We start from the raw sequence: 15,648 nt of genomic DNA, 5'->3' as shown, positions 1-15,648 counted from the left end.
CGTCATCAGAACAACATACCTCCGCGTTCATGGTCCAGCAACCACTGCTTCCGCCTTAATCCGCCAGCATAGCCGGTTAGAACACCACCGCTGCCTATTACACGGTGGCAGGGCACTACAATGGCCAACTGATTTTTACCATTGGTAGTTCCAACTGCTCTGATACTTTTTACATTTCCTACGCGTTTGGCGAGTGCCAGGTAAGTGATGGTATGTCCGTAAGGGATAGTAGTGAGGTAATGCCATACTGTTTGCTGAAAGTCTGTACCAGTCTGCTTTACAGGCAGCTCAAACACTTCTCTTTCTTTCCTGAAATACTCCTGTAATTGCTGCACACAGGTAAGCAGTAATGCAGGCGGGTTGTCTGTTGCAACATCTTTCTTTTCTCCATCAATAAACGAAACGGCGCTGATATATTCCGCGGTTCCGCGGATAGCCAGCAGGCCTACGGGAGAATCCATATAGATCAGGTGCTCATCCATGATAGAGGGAGCGCCAGCAGTAGAAGGTTGCATAAGCCGCATGATTTTGCCAGTGTTGTGTTAATGCTTTTACTTCGGGTAAAGCAGGTTTTGCCGCTAAGTTCAGCTGATGGCGTAATGCATTATGTAAACCTGCATCTTCCAAAGGTAATGCCTGCGGATGTTGCGCGAATTTCATCAGTACATAATTGGCGCTCCAGTTGCCTATCCCCTTAATAGATACTAATGTTTCACGCGCCTGTTCATAAGGCATTTGTTTCAGGATCTCTTCTGTGAGTTCACCTGCTGCCATTAGCTTTGCTACGCGGATAATGCCTTCTGCTTTGGTACGGGAGAACTGCATCACGGTGAGGTCTTCCGGCTGCAGGGAAGCTATTACAGCAGGGTGCGGATAGAGATAATAACTATCCAGCGTATATCCGAAAGTTTGCACCAGCCTTTGTTTCAGCGTATATGCAAAAGAAAGATTGATCTGCTGGCCGGTGATGGTCCAGGTGATGGCTTCAAAGAGATCAGGAATACCAATGAGGCGCAGGCCTTTGAATGCGCTGATCAGCGGTGCAAGTAATGCATCCTTTGCAGCGAAGGCATAAAACTCATCCATGTTGCCATCCAGGTGCATCCATTTATTGAGGAAATCGCGGATGTAAGCACTGCTGCTTTCATTCACTTCTCCCTGTAATACTTCTACCACCAGCGCCTGCTGTGCAGGATCTTCACTGATCTTCAGCAGCACGGGCTTCCCTTCCGGCGCCAGTAGTTTATATACACTTTGCTCCCTTACCTGGTGTAAACATTCACGTGGTGAACGGTTTAAGAACAGGAGGCATTCTGCAAAGCTGAAATGCGGATAATCTGTTATCGGTACAACAATCATTTACCGGGTGTATGGATCAACTGAATAATAGTGAATAAGTGATGCGCTTCATGCAGCAGGAACATTTCCAGCCAGCCCGGGATATTGAACACACCGTACTTCATGTGTTTGCCGGTGCGTGACAGGTCTTCAGGGTCAATGCTGTCCACCAAACGGATCAGTTCTGTGCGTTCTTTACGGTAAATAGACAGCAGTTCTGCATTGCTGAGTTTGCAATAGGAAAGGAAAACCGGATCAGTATCCCCTGAATAAGCAGCAAAAGTGGGATCATCTTCATTCAGCATTTTCTGGATACGAGCCTTGAACACCAGCTGAAAAGCCACGAGGTGTGCGGCATTTTCAAGAGCCGTCCACTTGCCTTCCCTCACCCTTTCCTCCAGCACATCCTGTGCAACTTCTCCTGTTATGTCTTCCAGCGCTAAATGTTGTGTGCGTAAACGTGTATCAGTGGCAATTGGAATTTGTAGCATGGTATGAATTGGTTAAACGGAGGATGAAATTATACAATTAAATCAGAATAAACAGATTCCATTTCCGTAATTTTGGCCATATCAGTACAAATCTCCCATCATGGAACATTTATATATGCAGGTGGCTGAACGCATTCAGACGATGATAGAAAAAGAAGTGATCAGGATAGGCGACAAACTTCCCTCCGTAAGGTCGCTGAGTAAAGAACAGGGCATCAGTATGAGTACCGTGTTCCAGGCATATTATCACTTGGAGAGCAAGGGGTTCATAGAACCAAGGCCTAAATCCGGCTATTACGTGAAGTTCTCCCCACGCCGTATGCCTGAAATGCCCAAGATCTGCCGGCCTGTTAAAAAAGCCGCGGAAGTGAATGTGAGTGATATGATCACAGAAGTGTTCTATCACCTTTCCGACGATGATGTACTGCGCTTTTCCCTGGCTGCTCCGCCGGAAGAACTGCTGCCTGCCGCCAAACTCGGCAAATCCCTCATCCAGGCGATGCGGGACCTCCCCGCCGGTGGGGTGAACTACGAGAACCTGCAGGGAAATGTGAACCTCAGGCGGCAAATTGCCCGTATGAGCCTGCAATGGAACGGGAATGTCACGGAAGATGACATAGTGACCACAACGGGCTGTATGGACGCTTTAACACTCTGCCTCTCCGCCACCACCCAACCCGGTGATGTAATTGCCCTTGAAAGCCCTGCTTACTGCGGCACCTTTCAGCTGGCAGAAAGCCTGGGGCTGAAAGTACTGGAAATACCCACCAACCCGGTTTGCGGGGTGGACCTTGAATATCTTGATAAAGCCATTCCCAAGTTTAAGATCAAAGCCTGCGTGTTTGTAACCAACTTCAATAATCCCTTAGGTGCAGTAATGCCGGATAAAAACAAAAGGGAACTGGTGAAACTCATGAACAAATACGACATCCCCCTGATAGAAGACGATATCTATGCCGATCTCTACTTCGGCAAACTCAGGCCTTCCAGCTGCAAGCAATACGACCGTAACGGCAATGTGCTGCTCTGCAATTCCTTCTCCAAATCCCTCGCACCGGGATACCGTGTTGGCTGGACCATGCCGGGGAAATACAAAGACAAAGTATTACGCCTTAAACTCAACCACTCCGTATCCAGCGCTACACTGCCACAGGCGGCTATTGCACATTTCCTGGAGAACGGGCGGTACGAGCATCACCTGCGCAACCTCCGCAAACAGATCCATACCCAATGCCTGCGTTACCAGCAGGCCATTGCAGATTACTTTCCGGAAGACACCTGCGTTACACGCCCGCAGGGTGGTTATGTGTTATGGCTGGAATTGAACCAGTCCATCAACACCTTTGAAATGTATGAACTGGCCATGAAGCGCAAAGTAAGTTTTGCACCTGGCAGGATCTTCTCGCTGCAGGACCGTTATAACAACTGCCTGCGCATCAGCCATGCCAGGCCCTGGAGCAAACAGGTGGAAGACGGTTTAAAAACAATCGGGAAACTGGCGCACCAGATGATGATGTAAAGAAAAGCCAGGGCAGTAATGCCCCGGCCGTCTGTTACCTACAACTGTACTAAACTGTTTTACGGTAATTCCATACAGCAATGCTGTTGATCACTACCGCAAACACCAGCATCATTCCAAGGTAATACCGGATATCCGCCCAGCCGCTGCCTTTCAGCATCACCATCCGTATCACCTTTACAAAATAAGCTATGGGGTTTGCCAGCGTGAGCTGCTGCGCCCAGCCCGGCATACTTTCTATGGGCGTGAACAATCCACTCATGAGGATAAAAATGATCATAAAGAACCAGGTGATGAACATGGACTGCTGCTGCGTTTCCGTAAAGGTGGACACAAGCAGTCCCATTCCCAGCATTACCACCAGGTAAATAGCCGCAAACAGGAACACATACCCGATACTCCCCACCATAGGTATGTTGAACACCAGCTTCCCTACTATAAGGCCAAAGCTTAGTTCAAACAAAGCAATGATCCAGAATGGTAACAGTTTGCCGATGATGAAGTGATGTTTACGGATAGGCGTTACATTCAGCTGCTCAATTGTGCCCATCTCTTTTTCCTTCACAATGTTCATCCCTGATAAAAATGCGCCGATCAGTGTTACCAATACTACCAGTATACCCGGCACCATAAAGAACTTGTAATTCATATCAGGGTTATACCAATAGCGGGAAGAAACTGCTATATGCTCCGGGGAATTGTCTTCATCCATCGCCAGCCAATCCAGCCTGATCTGCCGGTTGAAGCTGTTGATGATACTGGCGGCATAACCGTTGGCGAGGCCTGCCTTGCTTCCGTTGATGGCATTCACCAGCATTTGTACTTTCACTTCATCTTCCCGCACAAGGTCCCGCTCAAAATGCCGGGGGATAGTGAGCACCAGGTCTGCTTTGTTAGCTTCCAGGTCTTCGTAGGCTTCTTTTGGATTGAATGTTTGCCTGTTGAGAGAGAAGTAACCTGAAGAGAGCAATTTATCCCGCAACTGGCGGCTCCAGGTGGAGTTATCCTGGTCTACGATATCAACAGATAAATTTTTGATCTCGTAATTCGCCGCAAAGGAAAGGATCAGTAACTGTACCACCGGCACCACAAAGATGATCGGCAACATGGCACGGTTGCGGAAGATCTGAAGGAATTCCTTCTGTAGTATAAAGAATATCGTGCGCATCAGCTTAACCTGGTTTTAAAGTTCCGAACACTTAATACAAGGAAGAATAAAGTCATTCCACCGAGGATCACGGTAGGCAGGAAGATCTGCCGAAGCCCTGCACCTTTGAGCATCACATCTTTGAGAATAATGATGAACCATTTTGCGGGTATGATGTTCGAAATGATCTGTAATGGCCGGGGCATACTTTCAACCGGGAATACAAACCCGGATAAGAGGATGGTTGGCAATAACAGGCCCATCATGGAGATCATCATAGCCGTTTGCTGAGAATTGGTGATACTGGAAATAAGGATGCCCAGTGAAAGTGCTGTAAGCCCGAACAGACCGCATTCTCCCAACAATAACAAAAGATTTCCCTTGATGGGCATGCCAAAGATAAAGAAGCCCATCACTAATATAATACACGCTATTATAAAGGATAGCACTATATAAGGCACTACTTTACCTGCAATGATGAGAACAGGCCGCAAGGGAGATACCAGTAATATTTCCATGGTGCCTAACTCCTTTTCTCTTGTAATGGTGATGGAGGTCATCATGGCAGACACTAACATCAGGATGAGCGTCATTACACCGGGAACAAAGAGGAACACGCTTTTCAGGGAAGGATTGTATTCCATCCGCACTTCCGTATTAATGGTCAGCGGTAATTCAATCCTGCCCGTTAACTCCTGCTGGTATTGTGCGATAATAACAGTAGCATAATTGATAACGGTGGTGGCCGTATTGGGATCAGAGGCATCCGCCAGTAATTGCACCGGTGCTTTTTTCTGATGATAGAACTTATCACCAAAATGGTCAGGGATCACTACCACCAGTTTAATATCCCCTTTATGAAAAGCAGGTTCTATCTCGTCTGCAGACCGCAGGTTCTGCCTCACTGTAAAATAACCGGAGGAGGTCATCTTATGTATCATCTGCTGGCTGTAGGTATCGCGGGCATTATCCAGCACAGCTATCTGTACATGATGGATCTCATTGGTGATGGCAAAACCAAACAACACGATCAAAATAACAGGCATGCCGAAGAGGATCAGCAGCGTGCGCTTGTCGCGGAAAATATGGTAGAACTCTTTTCGTACAAATACGATGAACTGGCGCATGTTGTTAAGATTTAGCCCTGGCTAATTGCAGGAATACATCATTCATGGAAGCTGCGTTGAATTGCTCTTTCAGCTTTTGCGGTGTATCCAGTGCTTTGATCTTTCCATCCACCATAATGGAAATGCGGTTACAATATTCCGCTTCGTCCATATAGTGCGTGGTTACAAAGATGGTCACACCCCTGTCCGCCGCTTCATAGATCAGGTCCCAGAACTGGCGGCGGGTGATGGGGTCTACCCCACCCGTTGGTTCATCCAGGAACACGATGGAAGGATCATGGAGCACAGCAATGGAAAAGGAGAGCTTTTGCTTCCAGCCTAAGGGAAGGGAACTCACTAAATGACCGGCTTCTTTTTCCAGGTTGAGCTGTTGCAGCAAGCCATGTGTTTTGGTTTTGATCTGCTGATTACTCAGGCCGTAAATGCCACCATAGAAACGGATATTCTCTTTCACGGTCAGGTCCTCGTACAAAGAGAACTTCTGGCTCATGTAACCAATACTTTGTTTCACCTTCTCCGTTTGTGTGTATACATCAAAGCCCGCCACCTTCGCTTCTCCGCTGCTGGGTTTCAGTAATCCGCAGAGCATGCGCATAGCGGTGGTTTTACCCGCGCCATTAGCTCCCAGGAAGCCGAATATTTCGCCCTGTGCTACTTCAAACGTGATGGCATTGGTAGCAATGAAATCTCCAAAACGTTTGGTGAGATCTTTGGTTACGATCGCATAGTTATTCATACCGCTTCGTTTTGTTCCTGCATCAGTTGCATAAAGGCATCCTCGATACCTGCTTTTGCGGGGGTGATAACAAGGCCTTTGTGTTTGTTTGCCAGGTAAGCTTTTAATTGTTCCACATCCGTGTGCAGCGTTACGTGCAGGTATTCGCCAAATGCATAACAGCTGTCTGCTCCTTCGTAAGCGCGGATATCCTTTATGAGGTGGTACATATTGTCCGCCCGCGCGGCCCAGATCTTTTTACCGAAGTCGCCTACGATAGCAGCCGGTGTATTGATCATCATGATCTCTCCTTTCTGCATCAGCGCTACCCTGTCACATAAAATGGCTTCATCCATGTAGGGGGTGGATACCAGGATGGGGATACCTTTTGTTTTCAAACGCTGCAGCATTTCCCAGAACTCTTTGCGGGACACAGGGTCTACACCGGTAGTAGGTTCATCGAGGAACAATACCTTTGGTTTATGCACAAGTGCGCAGCAGAGTGCCAGCTTCTGTTTCATACCGCCGGAGAGTTTGCCTGCAGGGCGCTTTTTAAAAGGTTCTATCTGCTCGTAGATCTCTTTAATGAGATCATAGTTCTCTTCCACCGTAGTGTTGAAGATGGTGGCAAAGAAGTTGAGGTTTTCTTCGATGGTAAGGTCCTGGTAGAGGGAAAACCTGCCGGGCATATAACCTACCTGTGAGCGGATGGTCCTGTAATCTTTCACCACATCCGATCCGTTCACGGTTGCCGTACCTTTATCAGCCAGCAATAGCGTAGCCAGGATCCTGAACAGGGTGGATTTTCCGGCACCATCCGGCCCGATCAGCCCAAACAGTTCTCCTTCTTCCACCGTGAAAGAAATGTTCTGCAGGGCCTTAATATCCCCAAAGCTTTTATGGATATTTTCTACAACTATAGGTTGCATGTTCTTTTATTTAGAGAGTCTTATCTCACCCGGCATACCTATTTTGAGGCTGCCATCATTTTGTACCCGTACTTTCAGGGCATATACCAACTGTACTCTTTCCTCACGTGTCTGAATTGTTTTGGGCGTGAACTCCGCATCGCCGGAGATCCAGCTTACCGTACCAGGTAGGCTTTTCAATTCACCATTCGGCAGATCTGTTTGCACCGTTACCTGCTGGCCCGTTTTCACCAGGCCCAGCTGATCACCGCTGATGTATGCACGGAGGTACATAGTATTCAGGTCTGCTATCTTATACAATGGTTTTCCAAAAGTGACCACCTCTCCTTTCTCTACATATTTAGTGAGTACGGTTCCTTGTATGGGATTGATCACGCGGGATTGCGCCAGTTGTTCTTTCACCTGTTCCACCTGTAATTCCAGGGGCTGCGATTCACTGTTCAGGCCACTGATCTGCGTATTCAGCGAGGAGGAAGTAGAAGCATATTGTTTTTCCAGTAACGCAATCGCCGCATTGATATCATCCAGCTGTTTGGGCGTGGCAGCATTGGCTTTTAAGAGGTTCTGGATCCTTTGCTTTTCTCTTTGTTGTGTAGCGATCTGCTGGCGGATCACTTCCAGTTGCGGTGTGATCTCGGGGCGTTTGCTTAACACCGCTTTGATATTGGCACCCAGCTGTGCTTTCTTCAGGTTCAGCTGAACGGAATCGATACCGCCTACCAATGCATTGGCTTGTAATACCGCGCCTTCTTCCACATCAAAACTGAGCAGGCGGCCGGAGGCTTCCGCAGATACAATGATCTCTGTGGATTCAAAGTTGCCGTAGGCATCGGCAGCATCATCCTTTGATCTACATGCCGTGAATAAAACGATCAGTGATATAACTGTTAAGGTTGTTTTCATGTTTAATATCCTTTAATGACCTGGTAATATAATGTGGCATACACCCATTGGATCTCGTGTGTTTTATGTGCAATCACGGCCTGCGTTTCTGCATGCAGGTCTGTGAGATAATCATGTACTGTGAGTACACCATTATCCAGCTGCGCGGCAGATACTTCTTTCACTTTGGTACGCAGTTGCACAATCTCTTTATCTTTCTCCACGGCCTGCTGTAAATTGCTGATCTCTGAAGATTGCTGCACCAGCTGCATCTTTGTATTGAGCGTAAAGGCTTCCGACTGTGCCTGGATGCTTTGCTCCTGCTGCTGCAACACGGCGCGTTCTGTTCTGTTATAGCGCCAGTTCCACAACGTCCAGTTAAAACGGATACCCGTCATGTAGTAGAAATCAAACTTATTTTCCAGCATATTCAAACCCGGGCGGCCGTATCCTCCCTGTGCGAAGGCGCTTACCTTTGGCAATGCTTTTGTACCGGTGAGTTTGGATTGCTGCTGCAATACGTTCGTTTGATATTTATAGAGTTGCAATTCAGGGCGCTGTAATTCTTCCGTTTGATTAGAGACTGAAAGTGGTAATTGTAGTTTGAGAGGTGCCGGCAACTCTTTACCGGTGAGCAGGCTTAACACCTGTATAGCTGCGCGTTTGCCGGTCTGTGCTTCAAATAACTGCTGCTCTGTTTTTAAGAGTTCTGCTTTGAGGATGTCCACCTGGCTGGCCAGTATTGTGCCGTTATCAACGCCTGCCTGCTGGCGTTCCATCTTTTGTTTCACTTCCTCCATCATCTTTTCGCGCGCTGCAATATTCTCATCCCAAAGCAGGGCATTGAAATAGGTTTGCAATACCTGCTGGCGGAGCTTATATAATTCCACTTCCACCTTCTGCTGCTCTGCCAGTTTAGTTACTTCCTGCAATTCCCGCTGGTTTGCAGTGGCGCCTCCATCGTACAATAACTGCTTCACGTCTATGGTGGCTTTGTACTGGTCTTTGGATAATTCCGGGATGTTCATGCCAGGCAGTTTGATGGGGATCTGCGTTACTTCAGACTGATAAGTAGCCTGACCGTTCAATTCCACCTGCGGCAGGTAATTGGTTTTGATATTCTGTATCTGCAGCCGCGTCATGTTATCCAGCACCTGCTTCTGTTTCAGCAGGGGATAATTGCGCCTTGCCGACTGTTGCGCCGAGTCCAGGCTTAAGAACTGCTCCTGTGCGGATACCTGCAAAGAGAGCAGTAGCAGCAACAGTGGAGGGATCAATTTCATAACTAACTATTTTATTTAACTATTTGGTTAATAGCAGGACAAAAAAATATTTATGGTCGTAATGACATTAAAATAAACTCCGTTACAGATTTTTTCCGGTCTTCCATCAGTGCACTGTATTGCTGGTCATTCATGCCGAACACATTGCTGAGCATGGGTTTGGCGATGAAGGGGAAGATGCACATGCTAAGTGTATTCATCATCAGTTGCATGGGGTTCATCCTGCGGATGGTACCTTTTTCCATTTCTACCAGCATTTCTTTCATGAATTGCTTAATGTCCGGAAAATCAGGTGCATGCACGAATCTTTCAACAATCCTGTCTGGGTTCTGGTTTATTTCGTTGATAATAAAAACAGGCAGGTGTGGATTGGCGGACAGAAAAGTAATGTAATGATCCACCGCTGCGGCTACTTTTTCTTCGAAGGCCATTTCACCCTTAAAGATGATATTGATCCTTTTCAGCAGGTTCTCCATTGCCTCCTGGAACACCATGTCGAACAGTTTATCCTTGCTGCGGTAGTAGTAGTGCAGCATGGCTTTATTGATACCCGCTTCATCGGCAATATCCTGCATGCGGGCGCCTGCCAGGCCCTTTTGCATGAATATCTTCTTGGCAGCGTCTATGATCTGTTGCTCTGTGGTATTTGTTGTCTGCATATCTAACTACCTTGTTTAACCATTTGGTTAAACTCAAGGCAAAGGTATAGAATTTGAGGAATTCGCCAAATAATTATTTAAGGGGCTGGTAAATCTGCTCAGAAATATTGAAGTTGGCCATTTTGGCCGAATTGGCCGGAAATGACCGGTTTTTTGATTCATGTACGGCTCAACCATGGGCCATCCATGGGCCATCCCCGGAGCAACCCCGGAAGAACACCGGTTTTTCGATGCTTTTATACAGGCTTTACCTGGTCCCTTAAAATGATTGAAGCACAGCCCCCACCCTTTGATCGAAAGTATCAATACCGTTGTGTTCCACCCGGATGGATGCCAGAAAGCTTAGCATGGTTTCGTCATGTTCCGCTTTTTTACCTGTTTTCAGGTCGATGTGTACGAATTTGGACCAGAGGAAGGATTTTACTTTCTTTTTGGCTTCATCCGTCATCCACATTTCCACGAGGATGTGGTTATTGGAAAACTCCAGTACACGGGAGAAGATGTGTACTTTTTCTGCTACAAAGGCAGGTTTGAGGTAAGAGATCTGGTGCTGGGCTACAACCCAACCCACCCCTTTAACAGCATAATCTTTCAGGTGCATGTTATAGGTGGCAGCCAGGTGATCTTCCCGGGCATTCATGAAATAGTTGATATAAGAAGCATTGTTGAGATGGCCAAAGGGATCACAATCGCTAAAGCGTACGGTATACAGCGCTTCCGGTTCTTTGATGATCATGTTTGCATGGTTTTGGAGACCCGAATGTAAAGAAAAAGCCGGGTTCAGTGCGAAACTGCCCGGCATTGCTCTGTCAATTGTTTTAAACGCATTAATCAGGGTTCACAACGGATCATGAAAATTATGCAGTCTTACTAATCTTAACCCAACAATGGCTGAGTGGAGATGCCTCCATCTATAGTATATTCCGAGCCCGTAATAAACGAAGCGTCTGAAGAAGCCAGGAAGGCAACCAGCTTGGCCACTTCTGAAGACTCGCCCGAACGGTTCAGCGGAACACGTTGTTTTATCAGGTTATTGAATGCGGTGCGGCTATCTTCATCCATGCCCAGTTTGTCGAAAATAGGCGTGTTGATCGGTCCGGGATTCACGGTGTTCACACGGATGTTCCTCACTGCCAGTTCATTGCTCAAAGTGCGGCCCAACGCATTCAGAGCGGCTTTGCTGGCGGAGTATACAGAAGTGTTAGGCATTGCTGTGAATGCATTCACGGAAGACAACAGGATGATGGAAGCGCCATCATTCAATAATGGTAAGAATTTTTGTACGGTAAAGTAGGCGCCTTTGAAGTTGATGTTCATGATGCTGTCAAAAGCCGCTTCTGTTACTTCAGCAACAGGACTGAAAGTGCCTATTCCGGCGTTGACAAACAGCACGTCAACTTTTCCGAAATGTTCTTTCACGGTGTTTACCAATGCATCGGTATCTGTGAGGCTGGCCTGGTCAGCGATAATACCCAAAGTACCGTTGCCCAGTTTGGTTGCCGCCGCATCTACCGCAGCGCGGTTACGACCTGTAATGATAACCTGTGCTCCTTTTGCTACGAATTCTTCAGCCGTAGCGTACCCTATGCCGCTGTTACCGCCGGTAACAACAGCTACCTTGTTCTTTAAGGTGCTCATTTAGTGTGTATTTGTATTGATTTATTTAAAAATATCGATGTATTAGGGCAAAAAAAATCAACTCAATTGCAGGAAGAAAGAGGAAAGGTGTTTCATCATTTCTTTATTAATGGCCAGTTGTACATTCCGGCCTTCTTTTGTGCTGATCAATACGCCACTATCTACAAGGATCTTGATGTGATGGGAAACAGTTGGTTGGGATAGGCATGTAAGGTCCTGGATCTCTCCACAACAAACAGACTCATTCCTCGCTATCTTCATCAGTATAGCCATCCGGTGTTTATCTGCCAATGCATTTGCCGCCTTCTCTATCAACGCTGCGTCCATGATGCAAATATACATACATTTTCGAAACATCGAAATATTTCGATCTATTTTTTTTAGAAGGTAGTTACAATAAGGGGGAAAAGAGGCGTACAATGGCCTCCCCGAGGCGTGCCATCCGGCCACGGTTGCGCCATTGCTCCAGGTGCAGCTCTGTGCTGTGGAGGGTATCCTGCAAAAAGGCCTCAGTGAGCTTCCAGTTCATGTCTTTACTGTACACAAAGGCATTGACCTCAAAGTTGAAGTCGAAGCTGCGGATATCCATATTGGCGGTGCCCACTACGGAAAGGTTCTCGTCCACCACCATGGTTTTGGCGTGTACGAAGCCCTTCTGGTAACGGAAGATGCGTACGCCGCAGGTAAGCAGGGATTCAAAGAAGGATTCCGAGGCTTTGTTCACGATCCGGCTGTCGCTCATGTCCGGCACCAGCAGGCGAACGTCCCTGCCGGACAATGCGGCCATTTGCAGGGCGTTGAGGATGGACTCGTTGGGAATGAAATAAGGCGTGGTAATATATACGGAGCGCTCCGCCTGGTTGATGGCAGCCAGGTAAGAGAGCATAATGGAAGAACGTTCAGAGTCCGGGCCGCTGGCGGCGATCTGTACCAGGTCCTCCCCTGTTACTTTGATATCCGGGAAAAAATCCTGGGTAATGGGCAGGTCTGCTTCCGCGCAGAAGTTCCAGTCTCCCATAAAAAGGAATTGCAGGGTATGTACACCCAGGCCTTTTATGCACAGATGGGTATCTCTCCAGTAGGGCCATTGTGGATGTGCATCCCTGTAACGGGAGGTATTGATATAACGGTCTGCCACATTAATACCGCCGATGAAACCGGTATGCCCGTCTACTACTACTATTTTACGGTGGTTCCGGTAATTGAGGCGGTTGGCCAGCAGGCGCACGCGGTAGAAAGGATATACTTCAATGCCCGCTGCCCTCATCTGGCGGAGGAAACGGCGGTTGATGTCGCTGCTGCCGAAATCGTCATAAATAAAACGAACCGCCACCCCTTCTTTGGCCTTATGCATCAGGATGTCCATGATCTCCCGGCCGATCACATCTTCTTCAAAGATGTAGTATTCCAGGTGAATGTGATGTTTGGCAGCTTTCAGTGTTTCGATGAGCAGGGGGAACTTTTCTTCTCCGTTAAGGAGTAAAATGGCTTCGTTATCAGCCGTGATGGGTGACAAGGAATCCCTGAAAAGCAAACGGGCGATGCCGGTTTTATTGGTGACGAGGTCAGAATGTTCGATGAGGGTCTGGCGGCTTTCCTGCTGGAGGTATAACTGCAGTTTTTCGCTGAGCCTTACATTGCTCATCCATTTACGGCTGTAAATACGGTTCACCCGGCGGTTCATACCTACCAGCAAATAAATGAGTATGCCGATACCAGGCAGGAAGAAAAGAACTAAAAGATATGCCAGTGTTTTACCCGTGGACCGGGCTTCCAGCAATGCTTTGACAGCCACCCATGTTGTAATGCCGTAGAGGATAATGATGGTGATCGTTTGCCAGTGGTCCTTCAGAAATTGCAGTATCATCGTTCACAATAATACGTTTTTCGGGGCACAAAAAAAGCCGTACTATACTGCGTGCATTCTTCTACGTTATTTGCAGTATAATACGGCCACGATCTTTTAAGGCTGCTTAGTTGTTGCCGCCACCACCACGGTTACCACCGTTCTGGCGCATCTTCTCCTGAGCTTCCTTGTACTTTTTGAACTGGTCCTCTGTGAGGATGCCTTTCACTTTCTCATCTCTTTCAGTGCCCAGTTTCTGGAACGCTTCCCTGTCAGGACGGTTGCCGGAAGCCTGTGCGTCTGCACGCATTTTCTCCATTTGTTTGTAGGAGTTCGTGAATACAGAATCCAGCTTTGTTTGCTGATCTTTATTCAAAGACAGTTCAGTAGTCAGTCTTTCAATAGTAGCTTTTACGCGTTCTTCAACAGAACGGCGCTGACCGCCCTGGCCACCACCTTGTTGTGCAAAAACGCTGATGTTCATTGCCAGCAGAAAGGCCAGCATCAGCATGATCCTTTGTTTCATGATTAGAGGGTTTTGTAGATTGTTATTGTATTTAAATGCTCATGATGCCTTGCTATTGTTTCACACTATCTTTCGGCGGCTGATTCTTATTGCGCCAGGGGGCGTTCATTTTTTTCAGTACCTGGCTTACCACAGAGTCGAAAGCCGGTTGCTGCTGCGGGGTGCAGATGCTTCTCAGCCGTTGAAAATACCGGAATGTTCTCAGGTCTATCTTTTTCTGTTTGGCTGCAATGGTATCCGCTGCCGCATTGATCACGGAGTCTGGGATGGCGGTATCTTTGATCAGCTTAAAGAAATTATCTTTTGCCACACGCATTTCCCCGAAGTAAGGCCTGGTACTATCCCAATGCTGGTCTTTCAGACTTTTGTATTGCGCCAGCTGGTCCGGCGTAAACCCTACCTGTTTCTCCAGCATTTGCAACATTTCACCGCCTTTATCCTTATCCGGATGCTTTTGCGGAGACGCCGGTTTGGTATATACAAAGAATACCAGCATGCCGATGTTCGTCAACAAAAGGAAAACCAGCAGCAGGCTCAGTATTTTATTCCGGGCAAATGTTTCTTTCATCTTTTATTCGGGTTTGTCAAAGTCGTAAAAGGTGGTGCTGATACCCAGTTGGGATGCATCGTCAAAGTCCTGCTGCAACATAGCCTGTTCCGTTCTTTCCGGGGCGGGCTTCATTTGTACGAACATGAAACTATTCACCGCCAGGATGAGCAGTACACCGGCAATAGCTATAGAGGGCCTTGTAACAATGGCAAGGAACCGCTCCCATGCGTCTGCGGCACCGGACCGTTGCATCCTGGCCTGCAGGCGGGTAAAGAAGAAATCACCCGGCTCAGCCCGTTGTACGCCATCGAGGCTACTGAGGGTGCTTTCTACTTCGTGTGATATATTTAGTTTCTTCTTCATGATCGCTGTATTTAAGTTAGACGATAAAAAGCTTGAAAACTTGCATTTATTCTTCGTTATGGTAATATTCTTCCAATTGCTGCCTCAAATTCTGTTTAGCCCGGTGTAAAAGGCCCTCCACTGCGGATATACTGGCATCCATTACCCCTGCTATCTCCTTGCTGCTCAGGCCCTCCAGCTTGTGGAGCACAAAAGCGGCCTTCTGGCTGTCCGGCAACCGGGCAATAGCCCTGAACAGCAGGTCTGCCCGCTCTTTATTGGCTAATGCTACCCCGGGGTGGTGAAAATCCGGCGGATCTATGATCAATTCGTTCTGCTGGCCGAAAAGGCTGTAGACTTTCCCCCATCTTTTTTTCCGGTTCTTTTTCCGGAGATGGTCCAGGCATTTGGTAACGGTAATACGGTATAACCAGGTGGAGATCTGTGCCTCTCCTTTGAATGTTCCTATTGATTCATGCACCTGCATGAACACCTCCTGAGCCACGTCTTCCGCGTCCGCAGTATTTTGCAGTATCCCGAGGGCGGTATTATATACCATGCCCTGCCACTGAGCCACCAGTTGAGAAAAGGCGGCCTCGCTACCCTGCTTTAACTGTGCAATAATATCCGTCAATGCGCTCCGAGTAAGTTAGGTA

At 47.5% G+C, this 15,648-nt stretch carries 19 protein-coding genes; 1 reads left to right on the top strand and 18 read right to left on the bottom strand.

Translation table 11 applies throughout. The annotated features are described in order from the left end of the window. Positions 1–5: 5 nt before the first annotated feature. From AAHN97_RS06230 to AAHN97_RS06220, 3 genes are read right to left on the bottom strand one after another with little or no spacing between them, the layout of a single operon-like run. Positions 6–515 carry a methylated-DNA--[protein]-cysteine S-methyltransferase gene (locus AAHN97_RS06230; protein ID WP_343306693.1) on the bottom strand — a complete coding sequence of 170 codons (510 nt, stop codon included), beginning with the start codon at positions 513–515 and terminating at the stop codon, positions 6–8. Beyond that, a complete protein-coding gene (locus tag AAHN97_RS06225) occupies positions 475–1,359 on the bottom strand; it encodes a DNA-3-methyladenine glycosylase family protein (protein WP_343306692.1) in 885 nt (294 codons plus the stop codon). Before AAHN97_RS06225 ends, AAHN97_RS06230 begins: the two co-directional genes overlap by 41 nt. Beyond that, entirely contained in the window at positions 1,356–1,829 is a 474-nt protein-coding gene (locus AAHN97_RS06220) for a DinB family protein (protein WP_343306691.1), read from the bottom strand. The genes AAHN97_RS06225 and AAHN97_RS06220 overlap by 4 nt, the downstream gene beginning before the upstream one ends. A gap of 100 nt (positions 1,830–1,929) precedes the next feature. On the opposite strand from AAHN97_RS06220, the gene AAHN97_RS06215 reads away from it, so the two are divergent. After that, positions 1,930–3,348 (top strand): PLP-dependent aminotransferase family protein, encoded by a 1,419-nt coding sequence (locus tag AAHN97_RS06215; RefSeq protein ID WP_343306690.1) that lies wholly within the window; start codon positions 1,930–1,932, stop codon positions 3,346–3,348. Between the two features lie 49 nt (positions 3,349–3,397). Here the strand turns inward: AAHN97_RS06215 and AAHN97_RS06210 are convergent, their stop codons facing one another. From AAHN97_RS06210 to AAHN97_RS06140, 15 genes are all read right to left on the bottom strand, one after another. Further along, a complete protein-coding gene (locus tag AAHN97_RS06210; RefSeq protein WP_343306689.1) occupies positions 3,398–4,516 on the bottom strand; it encodes an ABC transporter permease in 1,119 nt (372 codons plus the stop codon). Next, on the bottom strand, positions 4,516–5,622 hold the full coding sequence (locus AAHN97_RS06205; protein WP_343306688.1) for an ABC transporter permease: 1,107 nt from the start codon (positions 5,620–5,622) through the stop codon (positions 4,516–4,518). Before AAHN97_RS06205 ends, AAHN97_RS06210 begins: the two co-directional genes overlap by 1 nt. Before the next feature lie 4 nt (positions 5,623–5,626). After that, complete coding sequence (locus AAHN97_RS06200) at positions 5,627–6,358, bottom strand: ABC transporter ATP-binding protein (RefSeq protein ID WP_343306687.1); 732 nt, start codon at positions 6,356–6,358, stop codon at positions 5,627–5,629. Further along, positions 6,355–7,266 carry an ABC transporter ATP-binding protein gene (locus AAHN97_RS06195; protein WP_343306686.1) on the bottom strand — a complete coding sequence of 304 codons (912 nt, stop codon included), beginning with the start codon at positions 7,264–7,266 and terminating at the stop codon, positions 6,355–6,357. Before AAHN97_RS06195 ends, AAHN97_RS06200 begins: the two co-directional genes overlap by 4 nt. A 6-nt stretch (positions 7,267–7,272) precedes the next feature. Continuing rightward, a complete protein-coding gene (locus tag AAHN97_RS06190) occupies positions 7,273–8,169 on the bottom strand; it encodes an HlyD family secretion protein (RefSeq protein ID WP_343306685.1) in 897 nt (298 codons plus the stop codon). Between the two features lie 2 nt (positions 8,170–8,171). Beyond that, positions 8,172–9,431: a TolC family protein gene (locus AAHN97_RS06185; protein WP_343306684.1), complete on the bottom strand. Its 1,260-nt coding sequence runs from the start codon at positions 9,429–9,431 to the stop codon at positions 8,172–8,174. A 50-nt stretch (positions 9,432–9,481) separates the two neighbouring features. Further along, entirely contained in the window at positions 9,482–10,090 is a 609-nt protein-coding gene (locus AAHN97_RS06180) for a TetR family transcriptional regulator (protein WP_343306683.1), read from the bottom strand. A 259-nt stretch (positions 10,091–10,349) separates the two neighbouring features. Beyond that, positions 10,350–10,826: an acyl-CoA thioesterase gene (locus AAHN97_RS06175; RefSeq protein ID WP_343306682.1), complete on the bottom strand. Its 477-nt coding sequence runs from the start codon at positions 10,824–10,826 to the stop codon at positions 10,350–10,352. A 140-nt stretch (positions 10,827–10,966) separates the two neighbouring features. Next, complete coding sequence (locus tag AAHN97_RS06170) at positions 10,967–11,728, bottom strand: glucose 1-dehydrogenase (RefSeq protein WP_343306681.1); 762 nt, start codon at positions 11,726–11,728, stop codon at positions 10,967–10,969. 57 nt (positions 11,729–11,785) lie between these two features. Next, positions 11,786–12,055, bottom strand: coding sequence for an ArsR/SmtB family transcription factor (locus AAHN97_RS06165; RefSeq protein WP_074239244.1), 270 nt, complete (start codon positions 12,053–12,055; stop codon positions 11,786–11,788). A gap of 64 nt (positions 12,056–12,119) precedes the next feature. Then, a complete protein-coding gene (cls, locus tag AAHN97_RS06160) occupies positions 12,120–13,595 on the bottom strand; it encodes a cardiolipin synthase (protein ID WP_343306680.1) in 1,476 nt (491 codons plus the stop codon). A 106-nt stretch (positions 13,596–13,701) separates the two neighbouring features. Further along, positions 13,702–14,100 (bottom strand): hypothetical protein, encoded by a 399-nt coding sequence (locus tag AAHN97_RS06155; protein ID WP_343306679.1) that lies wholly within the window; start codon positions 14,098–14,100, stop codon positions 13,702–13,704. 52 nt (positions 14,101–14,152) lie between these two features. Continuing rightward, the gene (locus AAHN97_RS06150) at positions 14,153–14,668 is read right to left on the bottom strand and encodes a Spy/CpxP family protein refolding chaperone (protein WP_343306678.1); all 516 of its coding nucleotides are present in this window, start codon (positions 14,666–14,668) and stop codon (positions 14,153–14,155) included. Positions 14,669–14,671: 3 nt separating this feature from the next. Continuing rightward, on the bottom strand, positions 14,672–15,013 hold the full coding sequence (locus tag AAHN97_RS06145) for a hypothetical protein (protein ID WP_343306677.1): 342 nt from the start codon (positions 15,011–15,013) through the stop codon (positions 14,672–14,674). Positions 15,014–15,059: 46 nt separating this feature from the next. Beyond that, on the bottom strand, positions 15,060–15,626 hold the full coding sequence (locus tag AAHN97_RS06140) for an RNA polymerase sigma factor (RefSeq protein ID WP_343306676.1): 567 nt from the start codon (positions 15,624–15,626) through the stop codon (positions 15,060–15,062). Between the last annotated feature and the right edge of the window lie 22 nt (positions 15,627–15,648).

The sequence above is a fragment of the Chitinophaga niabensis genome (genome assembly GCF_039545795.1).
Taxonomy (GTDB): Bacteria; Bacteroidota; Bacteroidia; order Chitinophagales; family Chitinophagaceae; genus Chitinophaga; species Chitinophaga niabensis_B.
Note: the sequence above shows the minus strand (reverse complement) of the source record. Positions and strands in the feature narration are given on the sequence as shown.